General features: G+C 68.9%; 19 protein-coding genes. 13 read left to right on the top strand and 6 right to left on the bottom strand.

What is annotated here, in order from left to right:
- Nucleotides 1-2 precede the first annotated feature (2 nt).
- Genes AUL28_RS19700 through cobM form a run of 5 tightly spaced genes read left to right on the top strand, consistent with a single transcriptional unit; the run spans nt 3 to nt 5173 of the window.
- On the top strand, nt 3-656 hold the full coding sequence (locus AUL28_RS19700; protein WP_062236111.1) for a precorrin-8X methylmutase: 654 nt from the start codon (nt 3-5) through the stop codon (nt 654-656).
- Nucleotides 653-1870, top strand: a complete 1218-nt coding sequence (locus AUL28_RS19695; RefSeq protein WP_062236108.1) for a bifunctional cobalt-precorrin-7 (C(5))-methyltransferase/cobalt-precorrin-6B (C(15))-methyltransferase — start codon at nt 653-655, stop codon at nt 1868-1870. Before AUL28_RS19700 ends, AUL28_RS19695 begins: the two co-directional genes overlap by 4 nt.
- On the top strand, nt 1867-2583 hold the full coding sequence (cobI, locus tag AUL28_RS19690; RefSeq protein WP_062236104.1) for a precorrin-2 C(20)-methyltransferase: 717 nt from the start codon (nt 1867-1869) through the stop codon (nt 2581-2583). The genes AUL28_RS19695 and cobI overlap by 4 nt, the downstream gene beginning before the upstream one ends.
- Nucleotides 2580-4394: a precorrin-3B C(17)-methyltransferase gene (cobJ, locus tag AUL28_RS19685; RefSeq protein WP_062236102.1), complete on the top strand. Its 1815-nt coding sequence runs from the start codon at nt 2580-2582 to the stop codon at nt 4392-4394. Before cobI ends, cobJ begins: the two co-directional genes overlap by 4 nt.
- Nucleotides 4391-5173: a precorrin-4 C(11)-methyltransferase gene (gene cobM, locus AUL28_RS19680; RefSeq protein WP_062236098.1), complete on the top strand. Its 783-nt coding sequence runs from the start codon at nt 4391-4393 to the stop codon at nt 5171-5173. The genes cobJ and cobM overlap by 4 nt, the downstream gene beginning before the upstream one ends.
- Here cobM and AUL28_RS19675 read toward each other — a convergent pair.
- A complete protein-coding gene (locus AUL28_RS19675) occupies nt 5148-5897 on the bottom strand; it encodes a cobalt-precorrin-6A reductase (protein ID WP_062236095.1) in 750 nt (249 codons plus the stop codon). The genes cobM and AUL28_RS19675 overlap by 26 nt on opposite strands.
- Nucleotide 5898: 1 nt before the next feature.
- A complete protein-coding gene (locus AUL28_RS19670; protein ID WP_062236092.1) occupies nt 5899-7014 on the bottom strand; it encodes a cobalt-precorrin-5B (C(1))-methyltransferase in 1116 nt (371 codons plus the stop codon).
- Nucleotides 7015-7290: 276 nt separating this feature from the next.
- On the opposite strand from AUL28_RS19670, the gene AUL28_RS19665 reads away from it, so the two are divergent.
- The 5 genes from AUL28_RS19665 to AUL28_RS19645 all read left to right on the top strand — a co-directional run bounded on the left by AUL28_RS19665 (nt 7291) and on the right by AUL28_RS19645 (nt 13103).
- Nucleotides 7291-8643: a cobyrinate a,c-diamide synthase gene (locus tag AUL28_RS19665; protein WP_244493577.1), complete on the top strand. Its 1353-nt coding sequence runs from the start codon at nt 7291-7293 to the stop codon at nt 8641-8643.
- A complete protein-coding gene (gene cobD, locus AUL28_RS19660; protein ID WP_062236079.1) occupies nt 8640-9656 on the top strand; it encodes a threonine-phosphate decarboxylase CobD in 1017 nt (338 codons plus the stop codon). Before AUL28_RS19665 ends, cobD begins: the two co-directional genes overlap by 4 nt.
- A 4-nt stretch (nt 9657-9660) precedes the next feature.
- Nucleotides 9661-10623, top strand: coding sequence for an adenosylcobinamide-phosphate synthase CbiB (cbiB, locus tag AUL28_RS19655; protein WP_062236076.1), 963 nt, complete (start codon nt 9661-9663; stop codon nt 10621-10623).
- 196 nt (nt 10624-10819) lie between these two features.
- Nucleotides 10820-12466 carry a hypothetical protein gene (locus AUL28_RS19650; RefSeq protein WP_062236073.1) on the top strand — a complete coding sequence of 549 codons (1647 nt, stop codon included), beginning with the start codon at nt 10820-10822 and terminating at the stop codon, nt 12464-12466.
- Between the two features lie 160 nt (nt 12467-12626).
- Complete coding sequence (locus AUL28_RS19645; protein ID WP_153003832.1) at nt 12627-13103, top strand: GNAT family acetyltransferase; 477 nt, start codon at nt 12627-12629, stop codon at nt 13101-13103.
- Nucleotides 13104-13161: 58 nt separating this feature from the next.
- On the opposite strand, the gene AUL28_RS19640 is transcribed toward AUL28_RS19645, so the two are convergent.
- The 4 genes from AUL28_RS19640 to AUL28_RS19625 form a co-directional block, all read right to left on the bottom strand.
- Nucleotides 13162-13347, bottom strand: a complete 186-nt coding sequence (locus AUL28_RS19640; RefSeq protein ID WP_062236070.1) for a hypothetical protein — start codon at nt 13345-13347, stop codon at nt 13162-13164.
- Between the two features lie 42 nt (nt 13348-13389).
- Nucleotides 13390-13581: a hypothetical protein gene (locus AUL28_RS19635; protein WP_062236068.1), complete on the bottom strand. Its 192-nt coding sequence runs from the start codon at nt 13579-13581 to the stop codon at nt 13390-13392.
- Nucleotides 13578-13775 carry a CsbD family protein gene (locus AUL28_RS19630; RefSeq protein WP_058636137.1) on the bottom strand — a complete coding sequence of 66 codons (198 nt, stop codon included), beginning with the start codon at nt 13773-13775 and terminating at the stop codon, nt 13578-13580. The genes AUL28_RS19635 and AUL28_RS19630 overlap by 4 nt, the downstream gene beginning before the upstream one ends.
- 61 nt (nt 13776-13836) lie before the next feature.
- Nucleotides 13837-14463 (bottom strand): ribonuclease D, encoded by a 627-nt coding sequence (locus AUL28_RS19625; protein ID WP_062236065.1) that lies wholly within the window; start codon nt 14461-14463, stop codon nt 13837-13839.
- 189 nt (nt 14464-14652) lie between these two features.
- Between AUL28_RS19625 and AUL28_RS19620 the strand changes: the two genes are divergently transcribed.
- From AUL28_RS19620 to AUL28_RS19610, 3 genes are all read left to right on the top strand, one after another.
- A complete protein-coding gene (locus AUL28_RS19620) occupies nt 14653-15696 on the top strand; it encodes a zinc-dependent alcohol dehydrogenase family protein (protein WP_062236062.1) in 1044 nt (347 codons plus the stop codon).
- A gap of 9 nt (nt 15697-15705) precedes the next feature.
- Nucleotides 15706-16401 (top strand): CHASE3 domain-containing protein, encoded by a 696-nt coding sequence (locus AUL28_RS19615; protein WP_062236060.1) that lies wholly within the window; start codon nt 15706-15708, stop codon nt 16399-16401.
- A gap of 188 nt (nt 16402-16589) precedes the next feature.
- Complete coding sequence (locus AUL28_RS19610) at nt 16590-17045, top strand: NUDIX hydrolase (RefSeq protein WP_244493581.1); 456 nt, start codon at nt 16590-16592, stop codon at nt 17043-17045.
- The last annotated feature ends 115 nt before the right edge of the window (nt 17046-17160 follow it).

Below are 17160 nucleotides of genomic sequence, written 5' to 3'. Positions count from 1 at the left end.
TCGTGGGGCTGAACTATCTGAAGGATCCCGCCGCGATCTACGAGGCGAGCTTCGCCACGATCCGGCGCGAGGGCGCGCCTTTGCTGGAGCGCCTGCCGGAGGAGGCGCGGGAGCTGGCCATCCGCGTCGCTCATAGCTGCGGCATGGTGGATGCGATCGCGGACTTGCGATTGTCCGCCGATCTCGTTGCGGCTGGCCGCGCGGCGCTGCTAGCCGGCGCGCCGGTTCTGGTGGATGCGCAGATGGTGGCGCATGGCGTGATCGCCCGGCATCTGCCGACCGGCAATAGTGTGGTTTGCCGGCTGAGCGAGCCCGAGATTGCCCCTCTCGCCGCGCGCCTTGGCACGACGCGCTCGGCCGCGCAGGTCGATCTCTGGATCGAGCGCGGCGAGTTGGCGGGCGCTGTTGTCGCCATCGGCAATGCGCCGACCGCCCTGTTCCATCTTCTGGAGCGGCTGGACGAGGGGGCTGCGCCGCCGGCCGCGATCCTCGCCTTTCCGGTCGGCTTCGTCGGCGCGGCCGAATCCAAGGACGAACTCTTCGCCCGCCCGCGCGGCGTCCCCTTCGCGACGCTTCTCGGCCGGCGCGGCGGCAGCGCCATGGCGGCGGCGGCGGTCAACGCGCTGGCCGCCGGGCTGCGGGGCGGGCTCGCATGACGGCGCCCTGGCTCGATCTGATCGGCGTCGGCGATGGCGGCCTGGAGACGCTCTCGCCGGAGGCTGCGGCGCGCCTCGACCGCGCGGAGATCGTCTTCGGCGGGCATCGGCATCTCGCCATGCTGCCCGCCGCGCACCCAGCCGAGCGTCAGCCTTGGCGCTCGCCCTTCGCGGAGAGCGCCGCCGACATTCTCGCCGCGCGTGGGCGACGGGCCGTGGTGCTGGCGACGGGCGATCCGTCCTGGTTCGGTCCGGCGAAATGGCTGCGCGGCGTGCTCGATGCGGCGGAGTTCCGCGTCTGGCCCGCACCCTCCGCCTTCTCGCTCGCAGCCGCCAGGCTCGGATGGGCGCTGGAGGATTGCCACTGCCTCACCGTGCATGGCCGCGCGCTGGCGAATGCGGCGGCGGATTTCGCTGAGGGGCGAAAACTCCTCATCCTCTCCGAAGACGGCGCTTCGCCCGCTGCGCTCGCCGCGCTGTTGGCGGACGCCGGCTATGGCACCAGCCTAGTGCATGTTCTCGAACATCTCGGCGGTCCGCAAGAGCGCATCCGCGTGGCGCTGGCGAAAGGCTTCGATCTCACGGATATTGCTGCGCTCAACACCGTCGCCGTCGAATGTGTGGCTCTTGAGGGTGCCAAGGTCTGGCCGCCCGGCCCCGGCTTGCCGGACGAAGCCTTTCGCCATGACGGCAAGATGACCAAGCGCGTCCTTCGCGCGCTGGCCCTTTCCGCACTGTCGCCCCGCGCGGGCGAACTCCTGTGGGATGTCGGCTCAGGTTCCGGCGCGATCGCGGTGGAATGGTGCCGCGCGGCGTCGGCTGCTCGGGCACTCGCCATCGAGCCGAACCCGGAGCGTCTGGCTTTCATCCGCGAAAACCGCGTCCGGCTCGCCGCGCCCGGCATCACCATCGTCCCCGCGCGCGCGCCGGAGGCCTTCGACGGGCTTGCTGCGCCGGATGCCGTGTTCATCGGCGGCGGGCTGACGGAAAGCGTCTTCGCGCCGGCTTACCAGGCTTTGAAACCCGGCGGTCGGCTCGTCGCCCATGCCGTGACCCTGGAATCGGAAGCCATCCTCTTGGGCCTGCACGCAGAGCACGGCGGCGATCTGATGAGGGTCTCGGTGGACCATGCCGCGTCGGTCGGCCCGTTTCGCGGCTGGCGGCCCTCCATGCCCGTTCTCCATTGGCATCTGACGAAGGAGGCGAGCACATGAGCGGCACGCTCTACGGCATCGGCCTCGGCCCCGGCGACCCCGAGCTTCTGACGCTGAAGGCCCATCGTATCCTGCAAGCCGTTCCCGTCATCGCCTATCCCGCGCCCGACGGCTCGCCCTCGCTCGCGCGCAGCATCGCCGCGCCGCATCTGCCGGGTGGCCAGATCGAGCTGCCGATCGGCCTCTGCATGGCGGTCGAGCGCGCGCCGGGGCAGGGCGGCTATGACGCCTCCGCGCCCAAGATCGCTGCGCATTTGCAAGCAGGCCGGGACGTTGCGGTGCTCTGCGAAGGCGATCCGTTCTTCTACGGCTCGTTTCTCCATCTCTTCGCGCGGCTGGGCGCCGACTTCGCGACCGAGATCGTGCCGGGCGTCTCCTCCGTCATGGCCGCCGCCGCCTGCGCCAAGCGCCCCCTCGTGGTGCGCAACGACCGCTTCGCTGTACTGCCCGCAACGCTGCCCAACGCGGCGCTGCGCGCCGGCATCGTGGCGGCGGAGAGCGTCGCGATCCTCAAGCTCGGTCGTCATTTCGCGCGGGTCAAAAGCCTGATCGCAGAGATGGGGCTGACGGACGGAGCCCTTTATGCCGAGCGCGTGACGCAGGCCGGCGAACAGGTGCTGTCGCTGGCCGAGACCGGCGACACGGCCCCTTATTTCGCGCTGATCCTTCTCTACAAGGGCCAGGAGCCCGCCATTCTTGGGCATCATCTATGAGTGAGCCGGCTTACCTCTGCCTCACGCCCGCCTCGCTCGCGCTGGCTGAGCGTTTGCGCGATGCGCTGGGCGGCGAGACCCATGGCTTTGCGCCGCGTGTTTCCAACGCCGACCGGAGCTTCGAGGATGTCCGCGCGCATCTGGGCACCCTCTTTGCCGAGGGGCGGCCGATCCTGGCGCTGATGGCGACCGGCGCGCTGATCCGCCTTCTTGCGCCCTATCTCGCCGACAAGCACGCCGAACCACCGGTTCTCGCCATTGCGGAGGACGGCTCGGCCGTGGTGCCGCTCCTCGGCGGCCACCATGGCGCGAACGACTGGGCGCGGCGCGTCGCCGCCATCACGGGCGGTTTTGCCGCCGTTACCACGGCTGGCGACCTGCGCTTCGGCGTTGCGCTGGATGCGCCGCCCGAGGGCTATGTGCTCGAAAACCCCGGCGACGCCAAAGCCGTCATGGCCGATCTCGTCGCGGGCGAGTTCGCCTGGATCGAGGGCGACGCGCCCTGGCTCACAGGCTCCTCCATCCCCGTGTCGGACGATGCGCGTATCGCGCTGACCATCTCGGACGCCGCGCGCGCGCCGGCCGAGGCCGAGCTTCTCTACCGTCCGAAGGTGCTCGTTCTCGGCATCGGGGCCGAACGCGGGGTCCCTGTCGAAGAAGCCGTGGCGCTGGCAGAGGCCGCGCTGGCGGAAGTCGGCGTCTCGCCGCTTTCGCTCGCTGCCGTTGCCTCGCTGGACCTCAAGGCCGACGAGCCGGCGGTTCATGCCGTGGCGGAGCGTTTCGGCGTTCCCGCCCGCTTCTTCGATGCCGCAACGTTGGAGGCACAAGCGCCCCGCCTCGCCAATCCGTCCGACATCGTGTTTCGCGAAACGGGGTGCCACGGCGTCGCCGAGGGCGCGGCGCTGGCCGGGGCGGGCGAAGGGGGGGCGCTGATTCTTCCCAAGCGCAAGTCCGCCCGCGTCACGGCCGCGCTCGCCCGCGCACCGCAACTGTTGGATGCCCAGAGCATCGGCCGGGCGCGGGGCACACTCTTCGTGGTCGGCATCGGTCCGGGCGCGGAAGGCTGGCGCTCGCCGGAGGTCTCCCGCATGGTGCAGGCCGCGACCGATCTCGTCGGCTATTCGCTTTATCTCGACCTTCTCGGCCCGCTCGCGCGAGGCAAGGCGCGGCATGATTTCGACCTCGGCGCGGAAGAAGCGCGGGTGCGCCATGCCATGGAACGCGCCGCCGAAGGCCGCCAAGTGGCGCTGGTCTGCTCGGGCGACGCCGGCATCTATGCCATGGCGACGCTGGTGTTCGAACTGATGGACCGGGGCGGCGTGTCGGACGCCGCGCGGCGCATCAAGGTTCAGGTCTCGCCCGGCATCTCGGCGCTTCAAGCCGCCGCCGCGCGGGCCGGCGCGCCGCTCGGGCACGACTTCTGCACCATCTCGCTGTCCGACCTGCTCACCCCTTGGGACGATATCCAGCGCCGCGTAAAGGCGGCCGCCGAAGGCGATTTCGTGATTGCCTTCTACAATCCCGTCTCCAAGCGTCGGCGCACGCAGCTCGCCCATGCGCGCGATGTGCTTCTCCAGCACCGTCCGGCCGACACGCCCGTCATTCTCGCCACCAATCTCGGCCGCCCCGGCGAAAGCGTGCGCATCGTGGACCTCGCAAAGCTCGACGTGGACGAGGTGGACATGTTGACCGTCGTTGTCGTCGGCTCCTCCAACACACGCGCCTTCACCTCGGGCGAGGGCCGCCGCTTCGCCTATACGCCGCGCGGCTATGCCGCCAAGCCCGGCACCAGCATTTCGGAGGCGCCATGACCGTTCATTTCATCGGGGCCGGCCCCGGCGCCGCCGATCTCATCACGCTTCGCGGCCTGCGCCTCATCGAGCGCTGCCCCGTCTGCCTTTATGCCGGCTCGCTCGTGCCGGAAGAGATCGTGAAGGCCGCACCGGAGGGCGCTCGCGTCCTCGACACCGCGCCGATGCATCTCGACGAGATTATCGCGGAAATGCAGGCCGCTCACGCTCGGGGCGAGGATGTGGCGCGCGTTCATTCGGGCGACCCGTCGATCTACGGTGCGACGGCCGAGCAGATGCGCCGGCTCGACGCGCTCGGCATTCCCTATGACGTGACGCCCGGCGTGCCGGCCTTCGCGGCGGCTGCTGCCGCGCTCAAGACCGAACTCACCGTGCCGGAAGTCTGCCAGACCATCGTGGTTACCCGCACCGCGATGAAGTCCTCAGCCATGCCGGAAGGCGAAGACCTGGCGACGCTCGGCCAAAGCGGCGCGACGCTGGCGATCCATCTTTCCATCCGCAACCTCGCTCATATCGAGCGCGAGTTGGGGCCGCTCCCCGCTTACGGGCCGGACTGCCCGGTGATCGTCGCCTACCGCGTCGGCTGGCCGGACGAGCAGTTCATTCGCGCAACGTTATCCACCGTTGCGCGCGCGGTGCGCGAGGCCAAGCTGACGCGCACGGCGCTCGTCTTCGTCGGGCGGGCCCTGGGGGCGAAGGATTTCGTGGATTCCAAGCTCTACGACGCCAGCCACCCGCATATCCTGCGCCCAGTCAGGAAGATGAAATCAGCCAGCTAAGCGCGGCGTCGAGGTCTCGCAGGATCGGCCCGTCCGGCTCGGGCGGGCGCTGAATCAGGATGACGGGGAGTTGCAGCTTTCGGGCCGCCGCGATCTTGGCATAGCCCCTCGCGCCGCCCGAATTCCGACAGACGAGATGGGTGACGCCGTGCGCGCGAAACAGCGCGGCTTCCTCCGCGACGTCCTGCGATGGTTTGCCGGTGATCAGCGTCGCCGCGAAGGGCAGGGGCTCGGCGGGCGCATCCACTTGCCGCAACACCGGGCGAAGGTCGGGGCGGTGGCGAAAGGGCGCGATATGCTGGCTGCCCAGCGCCAGAAAGGGCCGCGCGCCCGAGGGCAACGCATCGCGCGCCGTGCGCAAACAAGCCACCTCCTGCCAGCGATCTCCATCGGTCTGCCCCCAAGGGGGACGCTGGAATATCGCTCGGGGAATGCCGGCTAAGCACGCGGCCTCGCCCGCGTTGCGTGACATGCCGACGGCGTAAGGATGGGTCGCGTCGAGAAGGCGCGTGACGCCATGCTCGCGGATGAAGCGGACCAAGCCATCCACGCCGCCGAAGCCGCCGATGCGCGTTTCCACGCCTTCCGGCAACGCGGGCGCTTTGGTGCGCCCTGCCAGCGACAGAAGAAGTTGGATGTCCGGTCTGGTCGTTCGCAGCCGCCGGGCCAAAACGGAGGCTTCGGACGTGCCACCGAGAAGAAGGATGAAAGGCGCTCCTGCCATCTCAGCCGCCGATCCGGGCGATCACCGCGCCTGCCCTGTCCACCGCCAGCACTTCCACGGCGACCGAGGCATCGCCTAGCGTCTCGCGGATTGTCGCGAGCGCACTGCGCGCCACGGCTTCGGCCAGATCGATGCCGGCTTCCTGGCAGAGATCGAGCACTTCCTTGGCCGTGTTGGCGGCGAGGATACGCGGCGTCAGCTCTGGGGTGCCGGCTAGGTCCGCCAGAAAGGCGAAGTCCACCTGGCTGCGGCCGGAGTGGAGGTCGAGCGAGCCCTGGGCGAGCTTGGTGAGCTTGGCGAAGCCCCCCGCCAGCGTCAGGTTCGGCACCGGGTGGCGGCGCAGATATTTGAGAACGCCGCCGGCAAAGTCGCCCATGTCGAGGCAGGCGATGTCAGGCAGTTCGGGGTGGAGCCGGCGCGCGGCGTCCTCGCTGGCCGAGCCCGTGGCGGCGATGACGCGGGAGAGGTTGGCGGCGCGCGCGACGTCGATGCCGCGATGGATCGAGTGAATCCAGGCCGAGCAGGAGAAGGGATGGACGACGCCCGTCGTGCCGAGGATCGACAGCCCGCCTAAAATCCCCAAGCGTCCGTTCCAGGTCTTTTCGGCCAGCGCCGCGCCGTTGGTGACGGAAATCGTGATCTCGACGTCATCAGCGCGCCCATGCGCCGCGCAAAGGGCCTCCACCACCTCACCCATCATCCGGCGCGGCACGGGATTGATCGCCGGCTCGCCGGGCGGGATCGGCAGGCCGGGCCGCGTCACCGTCCCGACGCCCTCGCCGGCCCGAAACACGAGACCGGAGCCGGGGGCGGTGAGGCGAACGGTGGAGACGATTTCGGCGAGATGCGTCACATCCGGGTCGTCGCCCGCATCCTTGATGATGCTCGCCATGGCCGAGCCTTCACCCAGCCGCGTGCGCGCCAAGGCGAAGCCGGGGCGCTCCCCCTTCGGCAAGGTAATCTCGACGGGATCGGGGAAATGGCCCATCAGAAGGGCTTCCAGCGCAGCCTTGGTGGCGGCCGTGGCACAGGCTCCCGTCGTCCAGCCGCGCCGGAGCGCTGCGCCGTCCCGCCGGGGCGCGCTCGTCTCCCGCCGCTTGCCGAGATTGAAGCTCATGCGAGGGCTTATAGGCCGGCCACGCGGCCGCGCAAGGCGAGGGCCAGCACGGCTCGCCTTATCCCGCCGCGCCGCTCTAGCCGTCGCCGCCGAAGGTTCGGCCCAGCCGAGCATCCGACCTTGCCTTTCTTCTCGTTAGCCGGCGAAAAAGGCCGGCATCTCCCATCCATGAGATTCTCAAGCCGAATCTATCGCCCGCTCGCGGCGGCGCAGTTGATGGGGCGGCGGCAAGGTTGGTAGACCGGGCGCGAAGCGGCGCGTGCGATGGGGCGGATTTTGAGCAAAGGCGAAGGCGGCGAAAGGCGGGGTGACGCGCCGGGGGGCGGGAGGGGGCAGGCCCGGTCTGCCGGCTTCGTTCTCGCCGCGCCGCAATCGGGCAGCGGCAAGACGCTGACGACGCTGGCGCTGTTGCGGCTTCTCACGCGCCAGGGCATGGCGCTGCGCTCGGCCAAGGCTGGGCCGGATTATATCGACCCTGCCTTCCACGCGGCGGCGACCGGCCACCCTTCCGTCAATCTCGACCCGTTCGCCATGCGCCCGGACCTCCTGCGTGCACTGGCCTTTGCCGATGCGCGCCCGCTCGTGGTCGAGGCCATGATGGGGCTCTACGACGGCGCGGCGGATGGGTCGGGCTCGGCGGCCGATCTCGCCGAGATGCTGGGCCTGCCGGTCGTGTTTTTGGTGGATTGCGCCAAACAATCCCATTCCATAGCGGCGCTTGTGCGCGGCTTTCGCGACCACCGACCGTCCCTCCGCTTTGCCGGCTTGATGCTGAACCGCGTCGGCTCTCTCCGCCACGAGACGCTGCTGCGAGACGCGCTGAAGCCGCTCGGCCTGCCGATCCTCGCCGTGCTCCCTGCCGACCCCGCGCTGACCCTGCCCGAGCGCCATCTCGGCCTTGTGCAGGCCGGCGAGCGGGCGGACCTTGCGGGCTTCCTCGACCGCGCCGCCGCCTGGATGGCGAGCGGGCTCCAGCCCGGCGCGTTGGATGGGCTGCTTGGCGTAACCCTGCGAGCGCCAGCGCCCCCCAAGCCTTTGGCGCCACTTGGAGCGCATATCGCGGTGGCGCGCGATACCGCCTTCGCCTTCAGCTACCCGCATCTTCTGGAAGGCTGGCGGCAGGCCGGTGCGGCGCTCTCCTTCTTCTCGCCGCTGGCGGACGAAGGGCCGGCGGCGGAGGCCGATGCCGTGTTTCTGCCAGGCGGCTATCCCGAGCTGCATGCGGGCCGGCTGGCGGCGGCAAGCCGGTTTCCCGAGGGAATGCAGGCCGCAGCCCGGCGCGGCGCGCTGATCTATGGCGAGTGCGGGGGCTACATGGCGCTGGGCGAGGGGCTGGTGGATGCGGACGGCATCCGGCACGGAATGCTCGGCCTCCTGCCGGTTGAGACCTCCTTCGCGCAGCGAAAGCGCCATCTCGGCTATCGTCGTCTCGCCCCTCTGCCCGGCGCGCCTTGGCCCCATGCGCTGACGGGGCACGAGTTTCATTATGCGACGATTGTCCGGGAAGGCGCGGCCGAGCGATTGTTCGAAGCGCGCGATGCTGTTGGCACCGATCTCGGCGCGATGGGGCTGCGGCGCGGGCGCGTCATGGGCTCGTTCGCCCATGTCATCGACGGAGTGGTGCCGTGAAGGAGGCGCTGCATCATGGCGGCGCGTTGGATGCGGCCGTCGCGCGCTATGGCGGCGCTCGGGCGGATTGGCTGGACCTGTCCACCGGCATCAACCCCGTGCCCCCGCCCTTGCCGGAGATCGACCCGATGCTCTGGGCGCGCCTGCCCGAACGCGCGTTGGAGGAGCGGGCGCGCAGCGCGCTCCGGCGCTTCACGGGGGCGGGCGAGGGGGCGGGGATTGCGCTGGCCCCTGGCACGCAGGCGCTGATCGCGCTTCTGCCCCATCTCCTGCCGCCCGGTCCGGCGGCGGTGCTGTTTCCGAGCTACGAGGAGCACGGCCTGGCGCTGGCGCAGGCGGGCCATGCCGTCACACGCTTTGCGGACCTCAGCGACATCCCAGCCGGGGCCCGGCTCGTCACGCTCGTCTCGCCCAACAACCCGGACGGGCGGCGCTTTCCCCCGGCGGCGGCTCTGGCGCTGGCGGATCGGCTGGCGGCTCAAGGTGGGCTTCTCGTCCTCGACGAGGCTTTCGCCGATGCCGAGCCGGGGGCAAGCCTTGCAGCCGAGGCCGGGCAGCCGGGGCTTCTCATCCTGCGCTCCTTCGGCAAATTCTTCGGATTAGCCGGCTTGCGCTTTGGCGCGGCGCTGGGCGAGCCGGCGCTGACCGCCCGTATCGAGGCGCGCTTCGGACCCTGGGCCGTGTCCGGCCCTGCGCTCGCGATCGCAGCTGCCCTGATGAAGGACGAGGTGGGCACCGCCGCGCTGCGCGATGGGATTAGGCAGCGCGCTTCGCTGACACGGCAGGCGCTGGCAGCGGCGGAGTTAACCCCGGTCGGCGGCACGGCGCTGTTCTCGCTTCTATCGGTACCCGATGCCACGAAGCTCTTCGAGGGGCTTGCGCGCCGGCACATTCTGACCCGACCCTTTGCCTATCGGCCCGACTGGCTGCGCCTCGGCACGGTGCGGGACGAGCGGGAGGCCGAGCGGCTGACACGGGCTCTGCGCGCGGCGCTGGCCGACGTGGACGGCTGATCCGATGGTGCTTCTGCTCGCGACTCTGATCGACCGGCTGGTCGGCGACCCCGATTGGCTCTGGCGGCGCTGGCCGCATCCGGTTGTCTGGTTCGGCGCGCTGATCGGCGCGGCGGATCGCGGGCTCAATCGCGCGGCGTTCTCCTTCGCTGGGCGGCGCGCTCTTGGGCTCATGTCCATTCTGGCGCTGGCGGGCCTCGCGCTCGGCGCCGGGCTTCTGATCCAGCGCGCGCTTGTCCCGCTCGGCTGGGCCGGGTTGCTGATCGAAGCTCTGATCGCCTCGGTGTTTCTGGCGCAGAAAAGCCTCAGCGATCACGTCGAGGCCGTGCGCGCGGCGCTGGAGCGCGGCGGGCTGGACGCGGGGCGGCGGGCCGTGTCCATGATCGTCGGACGCGATCCGAACGAACTCGACGAGGCCGGCGTCTGCCGCGCGGCGATCGAGAGTCTGGCCGAGAACGCGTCGGACGGCGTCGTCGCGCCCTGGCTGGCGCTCGCCCTGTTCGGCCTGCCGGGGCTCTTGGTCTACAAAATGGTGAACACCGCCGATTCCATGATCGGCCATCGCTCCGAGCGCCATCTCGCCTTCGGCTGGGGCGCGGCGCGGCTGGACGATGTCTTGAACCTCGTGCCCGCCCGACTGACCGCGCTTCTCTTTTCCGGCATGGCGGGCATGGGCGGGAATCGTGCCGTGGGGCGGAGGGCCTGGAAAACCGCATGGCGGGATGCGGCCACCCATCGCTCGCCCAATGCCGGCTGGCCGGAAGCGGCCATGGCGGGCGCGCTCGCCCTGTCGCTCGGCGGCCCGCGCCGCTATGGCGCGCTGGTGGTGGATGCGCCCTGCCTCGGCGCGGAGGGGCGGCGCGAAGCGAACCCGCAGGACATCGCCGCCGCGCTGCGCTTGTTCGGGTGGTCCATGAACGCGCTTCTCGCTGTCGCCGCGCTCGGGTCTCTCGTCTCGCTCGTTTAAGCGTGCCTCGCGCGGTCTCGCCGTGGCCGCTTTGGCTCCATGGCGTTGCTGCGAAACTTGGCCTTCACCGCCGCAGAGGCTGCGTTTGGTTTTGAAGCTCAGCCAAACCACTCGATCGACTTCTGCCCAATGCGGCCACAGCTTTGCCCGACCTTTGGGTGAAACAGCCTGACCGAGCCTTTGGGAAGCCGACGCCATGCCTGATTCGAAGCCGCCCGCACCCTTCGCCTCGCCGGGTCTCGCTCATGGCGCGGCCATGCGGCGTGGCGGTCCCCCCGGCCCCGCTCTCCTGCGCCAGAGCTTTGCCGACGCCGTGCGCACGCTGCCACAGGTCGAGGCGATCAGCTTCGGCACCTCGGCCGAGGCGAAGGGGCCGGGGGGCGCTGCGATCCGCGATGCCGGCGATCTCGCCCGCTTCTTCAACCCGTTTCAGGGCGAGGCCGATCCGCGCGGCCGCCCGGTCGGCGGCACGGGAACCACCACGATCAATGCCGAGGTGCAGAACTATCGCGGCGATTTCGGCGCGGGGAACCATGTCTTCGAGCCGGACGGCCTGCGCCTTCAGGCCAAGGTCGAGGCCGGCCGCTTCGACAGCTATTTGCGCGGCGACCTCACGCGCGCCCAAAGCGGCTTCACCAGCAACGCGCCGGGCGGCGCGGTGCCGACGCGCCTGTCGGATATCGGCCTGAAGCCCGGCGATCTCGACCGCATCCAGGTGGGCGATGTCACGACCAACGGCCCGGTGGGTCTTGCCGCCGTGGCAGCCATGGACCGCGCGGCCGGCACCATCACCTTCGATGCGCTGTCGGGCGGCGCGCGGGCGAATTATGGCGGCAATTTTCATCTGACCTTCACGCGCTTCGCCTTCGCGCCGCTCGAGGCCCCGGCCGCGACCGAAGAAGGAAAGACGCAGGAGGTGCGTTTGGCGCGCCCGCTGCCGACGAGCGTCGTGCCCGGCTGTCTCGTGCGTGGGGTCAAACGCGGCCCCCAGCCGGTGAACGATCCGCGCAGCATGGCGCAGGCCGTGGTCGCCACGATCTCGGACGACCGACGAGCGGTTCGGTTCGACCGACCGCTCCACTTCGGCGCGGTGCTGGCGGCGGCGGAGGGGGACGGGCTTCTGTTCCAGCCCGGTCTCTGGTCCGGTCAGATCTGGTCGAAACGCTCCTACGGGCCGCAGCGCGACGGCTTGTCGGCGCAGGCCATCCGCATCGAGGTGAGCTTTCCCGCCATGCCGGACGATCGCGGGATGCCGGCTTACAAGCGGGCCGATGTCGAGGCCCGGCTGAAAGCGGGCGCGGGCATTCTCTGGGGCTATTGGCCGGCGCTCTGGCTCTTCACCTGGCGCCCCGGCCCGAACGGGCTCGGCCAGCGCATCCAGCCGAATGGGCGCAATGGCTGGGCGGAGGTGGACATTCTGGAAATCTTCACGCGGCTCGGCACCGGCCCCTCGGTCTGGACCGGCAATCTCCACGATCAGCCCTTCGAGCGCCAGACGGTGCCCTCGCCGCTCGGCGGCACGTGGCGCTCGCAGCCAGCCGACAAGAGGTTTTTGACGCCCGACGCCGCCTCGCTTCTGATGCCCAAGCCCATCACGGACGGGAAACGCCATTCCTTCGGCGTGTTGTGGACGCGCGACAGCGTGGTTCATTACATGGATGACCGGCCGATCTGCCTCAGCCAATGGCCGCTCAACGTGACCTACCCTCATCAACTCGGGATCAATCTCGCCTGCGGCTCGCTGGCAAGCGGCAATCCGGCCGCCCTGTTCTTCCCCCAGTCGCAGGGGGACGCCGAGGGCCAGTTCCTGACTGTCCATTCCGTGAAAAGCTGGGAGGCTTGAAGGGCAGCCCGACCGGACCCTTTCGCCTCCGTTTCGTGGCCAAGGTCGGCAGATGCCGACGAGATGTTCGGCCCTGCCGTTCGCAGACCGCTCGCCACCTTGCACCGCAGGCGCGGCGCGTCATATCGGCTGGCACATCATCTGGCCGGGGACCCACCGCTTGCGTGCCTTCGAAATTCTGACGCGCGTCGCCTTCGGCATCGCCAGCCTCACGCTCATGGCCCTTGCCGGGGCGCTGATCGCCTATGCCGGGATCGGCGTCTGGGACAGTTTCCTCGTTCCCGACCGCGATATCGGCACGACAGCCCTCCAGGCGGTGGGCTATACCGTGATCGCCACGGCCGTCTTCGATGTCGGCAAGTATCTTCTGGAGGAAGAGGCAATCCGAGGGCGGGAAATGCGCAATGCCGGCGAGGCGCGCCGCAGCCTGACGAAATTCATCTCCACGATCATCATCGCGGTTCTTCTGGAAGCGCTGGTCGCCGTCTTCGAGGCGGGCAAGCAGGACCCCCGCCTGATGATCTACCCGACCTTCCTGCTTCTGGCCGGCGCAACGCTTATCGTCGGTCTCGGCATCTATCAGCGCCTCAGCGCGGATGCGGAGGTCAAGGTCCGCGATCCCGTCGAAAACGACTGATGCCCGAGGTCAGAACCGTGGAGGGTTCTGTCCCCAGCACCCGAAGGCCTCGAGGCTCTCAGCCCTCCGACGGCTGGTCGGGCAGCTCCGGCGAGCGGCGGGCGGGTGTGCCTGCGCCACCTCCGCCTCCGCCCTCCGGTGTTTCGTCCGGCTCGCGCGGCTGGATGAAACCGTCCTCGCCGATCGGGTCGGGCAGGATCGGGTCGGGCGCATTGCGCTCCGGGCTATGGGGAATGTTCGACATGGGGGGCGTCCTCCGGCTGGGGGCAAGGCGATGCAGGCGATGTTACGGGCCGCCGGCGAGCGAACCCATCACGACCATGGCAAGGTCGTCGAGATCGACGGGGCCGTGGATCACCACCTTGTCGGGTCCGGGCTCGACGGTCAGCCTGTCGCCCGCGTCGGCGCTGGTCTCGGCCTGTCGCTGAAGTTCGGCCAGAAGGGCCTCGCGCACGGCCTCGTTGCCGTCCTCGCTCATCGCTGGATGCCCTCGCGCACGGCGCGCGGTGTCGCGCGCAGGTCCGGCCGCTGGTCGGGCAGGGGCGCGCGCCCTTCCGCGATGTCGCGACGCCCATCCTCCTGAAGGCGGGCGTCGCCGGTGATTTCGGCGACGATTTCCTTGGCGGTGCCGCCGATGCGCTTGCCGAGCGCGGCGATCGGATGGTCGCTCATCGTGCTTCTCCTTGGATTCGAAAGGAGAAACGAGAAAAGCGCAGATCGGTTCGCCTGAGATTTACGAGCGGGCCACCGAATGGGAGAAGATGTCCTCTTCGTCCCAGCCGAGAAGGTCGAGCTTGGCGCGGGTCGGCAGGAAGTCGAAGGCCGCCTTGGCGAGGTCCGTGCGGCCCTCGCGCTCCAGCCGCTGCAGAAGGACGCCCATCAGATCGTGGAGATAGAGAACGTCCGAGGCGGCATAGTCGAGCTGCGCGGGGGTCAGCGTTTCGGCGGCCCAGTCCGAGGACTGCTGCTGCTTCGACAGATCGACACCGATCAGCTCCTTGGCGAGATCCTTCAGCCCGTGCCGGTCCGTATAGGTGCGCACGAGGCGCGAGGCGATCTTGGTGCAGAAGACCGGCTGCGTCATGACGCCGAACGCATGGTAGAGCGCGGCGATGTCGAAGCGGGCGTAGTGAAAGATCTTCACCTTCGACGTGTCGGCCAGAAGCTTGCAGAGATTGGGCGCTTCGCGCTGGCCCTTGGCAATCTGCACCACGTCCGCCGTGCCGTCGCCGGGCGAAAGCTGCACGACGCAGAGCCGGTCGCGCCGTGTGTCGAGGCCGAGCGTTTCGGTGTCGATGGCGACGGAGCCGGTGTAGCGGGACAGGTCGGGCAGGTCGCCCTTGTGGACGCGAATGGTCATGACGCGGGAACTCCGAGGCGAAGGCCCCGCGCGGCGCGGGGCGAGGATTCATCGCCCCGTCGCCTACAGCATCCCCGAAAAAACCGAAACGCATTTTCGTCCCGTAGCCGGCACTGGAAGCGGTCCTGAGCGTTGTCGCCCCGGTTGGATCGCGTTAGGGGATCAACCATCCATGGATGGGGTGATGCGATGCGAGCCATGATCTTCGAACATTTCGGCGATACGCCCGCCATCCGGGCCGTGCCGGACCCGGCGCCTGCGCCCGATGGCGTGGTGATCGAGGTCAAGGCGACGGGCCTGTGCCGCAGCGACTGGCACGGCTGGAAGGGCCATGACAGCGACATCCACCTGCCGCATGTGCCGGGGCATGAGTTCGCCGGGGTGATCTCGGCCGTGGGCCGGGACGTCAGGCGCTTTCGCGTCGGCGAGCGCGTCACCGTGCCCTTCATCGCCGCCTGCGGCCATTGCGGCGAGTGCCGTGCGGGGCATCAGCAGGTCTGCGAAACGCAGTTCCAGCCGGGCTTCACCCATTGGGGCTCCTTTGCCGAATTCGTCGCCATCGAGCGTGCCGACGCCAATCTCGTGAGCCTGCCCGAGCAGCTCGACTTCGCCACCGCCGCGAGTCTGGGTTGCCGCTTCGCCACCTCCTTCCGCGCCGTGGTGGACCAAGGCCGGGTCAAGGGCGGGGAATGGGTGGCCGTGCATGGAAGCGGCGGCGTCGGCCTCTCGGCCATCATGATCTCGGCCGCGCTCGGCGCGCGGGTCGTGGCCATCGACATCGCGCCCTCCAAGCTGGCGCTCGCCCGCGCCATGGGCGCGGAGGCGGTGATCGATGCCAGCGAGGTGGCGGATGTGCCCGAAGCCGTGCGCGAGATCACGGGCGGCGGCGCGCATGTCTCGCTCGACGCGCTCGGCCATTCGCAGACCTGCTTCAACTCCATCCGCTGCCTGCGCCGGCGCGGGCGGCATGTTCAGGTCGGGCTGATGCTGGGCGAGCATACGACGCCGCAAATTCCGATGGCGCAGGTGATCGCGCACGAACTCGAGATCTACGGCAGCCATGGGATGCAATCCTGGCGCTACGAGGCGATGATGGGCATGATCACGTCGGGCAAGCTCGCCCCGCAGCGGCTGATCGGCGAGACGCTGAGCCTGGAGGCCGCCGTGCCGGCCCTGATGGCGATGGACCGTCAGGCACCGGACGGCATCGCCATCATCGACCCGCGCGCCTGAGACGCGGCCATGTCGCTGCTCTCCTGGTCCTATATCCGTCGCACCTATCTCACCCGGCCGACGCTTCTGCGCGTCGTGCCGACGGGCGCCGTGCTGCTGACCGGGATCGTGGCGACGACCTGGACCCATTCGCTCCTGAATCAGCAGCGCGACCTCGTGGTCCACACGCATGAGGTGATCGAGACCACCAAGGATGTGCTGATCGGTCTCGACGATGCCGAGACCGGCCAGCGTGGCTATCTTCTCAGCGGCGACCGACGTTACCTCGAACCCTATGACAGGGCGCTGGAGCGGTTGGGGGATCTGCGCGCACGCCTGCGCCAGCAGATTTCCGACAATGGCGAGCAGGTTTCGCGTGTGGATGGCTTGGGCGGGCTGATCGATCTCAAGCTCGCCGAGATGAAGGACTCCATCGCGCTGCACGACGAGGTCGGCTTCGAGGCGGCGCGCCGGCGTGAGATCGCCATGATGGAACGCGCGACGATGGACCAGATCCGCGCGGTGATCGGCGCGATCACCGAAGGGGAGAAAAGCCTCCTATCCATCCGCTCGGCCGAGGTGGACGAGGACGAGAGCCGGGTTCGGATCGTCGCTATTCTGATCGGCCTCGCCTCGCTTCTGACGCGAACCGGCGTCGAACTGTATTTGGCGCGTAAAGGATTGGATGTCCGTATCGTTGTTCGACATCCCCATGAAAAACCGTGACGAAATGTCGCTCTTCGGCAACGATCTTTACTGATCGATAGCCAGCTTTCGAGTTCCTTCCGCTTCGTCAGTTCCTCCTTGAGCATAATCGACTACCTTTCACCCAGCCGGTGTGGGGATGCGGGCTGTTGGGGGGGATCGTGAAACAGGTTGGGGAAACTGAGACGCGGCAGGTCGCGGCCTTGCCGGTGTATGTTACCCCGGAAGGGCGCGTGCGCGTCGGGTTGGTCACATCGCGCGAGACGCGCCGTTGGATCGTTCCCAAGGGCTGGCCCATGGAGGGCTTGCGCGACGACGAGGCGGCCGGCATCGAGGCCAAGGAGGAAGCCGGCCTGCGCGGCAAGATGCTGCGCGAGCCGATCGGCACCTATCATTACTGGCAGCGCACCCGCACCCATTTTCGTTATGTCGCGGTGACGACCTTCGTCATGCAGGTGCGGGAGCAGAAGAAGAAGTGGAAGGAAAAGGCGCAGCGTGAGTTCGAATGGGTCACGCTCGTCGAAGCCGTCGATCGCCTTCAGGAAGGCGAACTCGCCTCGCTGGTAGCCGGCTTGCCGCAGAACGCGGCGGCTTGGAAGTTCCTGCACGAGGGCAAGACCATGCTGGCACCGAAGGGCGCGACGCGTAAGGCCGAACTCGCGTGACGCGCGCTTGCCTCTTGAAAGCAGCTTCGAGAAGTTGCCACGCCTACTTGATAATCCTTTTTGTGAGTTCCTGTGTTGCCGAGAGCAATCGATTTCGCCAGCATAGCTCAAGTTA

This window comes from Aureimonas sp. N4 (genome assembly GCF_001463925.1).
In the GTDB taxonomy this organism is placed as follows: domain Bacteria; phylum Pseudomonadota; class Alphaproteobacteria; order Rhizobiales; family Rhizobiaceae; genus Aureimonas; species Aureimonas ureilytica_A.
This window is presented reverse-complemented; position numbering and strand designations above follow the sequence as displayed.